Source organism: Streptomyces sp. NPDC007205 (assembly GCF_040634095.1).
Classification (GTDB): domain Bacteria; phylum Actinomycetota; class Actinomycetes; order Streptomycetales; family Streptomycetaceae; genus Streptomyces.
The window spans coordinates 1-1,737 of sequence record NZ_JBEYEW010000166.1; the positions used below are offsets into that span (position 1 = coordinate 1).

A 1,737-nucleotide genomic window follows, 5' to 3' on the forward strand; every position below is an offset into this window, starting at 1 on the left:
ACTGCGGTGCTCGACCAGCCGGATCACCAGCCTCGTCCAGGCCGTCCTCACCCTCCATCTGACCAGCTCAGAGTGAAGATGGAAAAGGCTCACTGCCAGTACTCGGCAGGGGATGACGCGTGTGGGACGGCTATTCCCATGCCTACGACTGCAATAGGCTCCGGGGGCATTTTTCCTACCACCCTTCCGTGAATGCTTCCCGGCCTGGTACGGGGTGCTGGCCGGGGCGGCGTTCCTAAATAGGGTTTACCCGGTACGCCGGGAATAGCTGTCGATGCGGTTGGCTTCGAACTCGGCGGCGAGCCGGGGGATGTCGTCGAAGTCGTAAACGTGCATGAATTCTTCTGCTGCGAGCCAGCCTGTCTTCTCTGCGAAGCCACGGATAGCCGGTGTGTCCGGGAAGCGCCAGGCGTGGGTGTATACGTGCAGGTGGCGGAGCCGGCATTCGGCGGCCCGGGTCACGTTCAGGTTCATTCCTGTCTTCCAGCCGCAGGTGGAGATCACTCCCTGGCGGGCCAGTGCCCGCAGTGTAGTCTCATAGGTCGGTCCGCCGAGGTTGTCCAGGATAATGGCGCAGCCCTGGCCGTCGCTGAGTGCCGAGATCTGCCGGAGGAACGCGCGGGCGCAGGCTCGTTGCCGCTTGTCTCCCCTGCTGTCGATGTCGGGGAACTCCCGCCGGTCGACGGGAGTGATTCCTTGTTTGGCGATGAGGTCGAAGCGGGCGCTGCTGCTGGCCGCCGTGGCGGTCCGGAAGCCGCAGCGGCGGGCCAGGAGGAGTGCGGCCAGCGCGACTCCGCCGCCCCATCCGAAGATCACATGGTCGGCCGGGTCTTCGTCTGCCATCTGGCTGCTCCAGCAGGCGTGGGCGGTTCTCCAGTTATCCCAGGCGGTGAAGTAGCGGCCGTAGGACGCCCATTGGGCGATCGAGAAACGGGTGCCCTCCGGCAGAGGCAGCAGCCGCTCGGCAGGGATTGACCCGTGTGGCCAGCATTCCGTAGGTACCCGGTGCGTCGTAGGCGTGGACCAGTTCGGCGTATCCCCTGAGGTCGCTCTTACCGAAGGGCATCAGCAGGCAGATCTGTCCCTCGGCGGGCGACCGGAGCGCGGCGGCTGGCCGCTGAACTCGTACGATGCCGCAGTTGCCCAGCAGGACACAGTCCTCTCCGCGCTGGCGGCAAATGTCGGCGGGAGAGCGGGCAATGGCATGCGACATGTTCGCTTCCCACCCTCCCAGCAGGGGTTCGACCAGCGCCTCGTGGCTTGCCGGATCGGGCAGGTGCGGGGTTTCCCGGCGCAGCTCGCCGCCGGATCGCGTTGCGCCGGCACCGGCGTGTAGCACCCAGGCGTCGGTGGTGATCACGGCTGCTCGCTGCGCTGTCCGTTGGGGAAGGGCCGGACCACGGCGGTGAACTTTCCTTGTGCCAGCAGGACCGCATCTTGGTTGCGGTAGTGCATCTGGGCGTTGATCACGTCACCGATAGGCCCGGCGTTGCGCACGTCGGTGACGGTGACGGTGACCTCGATGTCGTCACCGGCGTGGGCGGGCGAAAGGAAGTCCATGGTGAAACGGCGTCCGAGGATGTCCAGGTCCGAGGTGAACATGCTGACGGTGGAGGCGAGGTAGACGCCGTGCACGACGGGCGGGGGCCTTGACCCCGAATCCTGGACACGGGTTATGCGGCTGGTGTCAGCGTAGTTGATGTTGGTCGGGACGCTGTTTCGTAGGCGATCGGGCTG

Annotated in this window: 3 protein-coding genes; all 3 read right to left on the reverse strand. The window is 65.8% G+C overall.

Annotation, left to right across the window (positions count from 1 at the left end; all coding sequences use genetic code 11):
• Window positions 1-246: 246 nt before the first annotated feature.
• Complete coding sequence (locus tag ABZ624_RS42950; RefSeq protein ID WP_360101188.1) at window positions 247-843, reverse strand: zinc-binding dehydrogenase; 597 nt, start codon at window positions 841-843, stop codon at window positions 247-249.
• Window positions 844-877: 34 nt separating this feature from the next.
• On the reverse strand, window positions 878-1,360 hold the full coding sequence (locus ABZ624_RS42955; protein ID WP_360101191.1) for a hypothetical protein: 483 nt from the start codon (window positions 1,358-1,360) through the stop codon (window positions 878-880).
• The coding region (locus tag ABZ624_RS42960; protein ID WP_360101194.1) for a hotdog domain-containing protein at window positions 1,357-1,737 on the reverse strand (381 nt) is incomplete at its 5' end. The genes ABZ624_RS42960 and ABZ624_RS42955, both read right to left, overlap by 4 nt.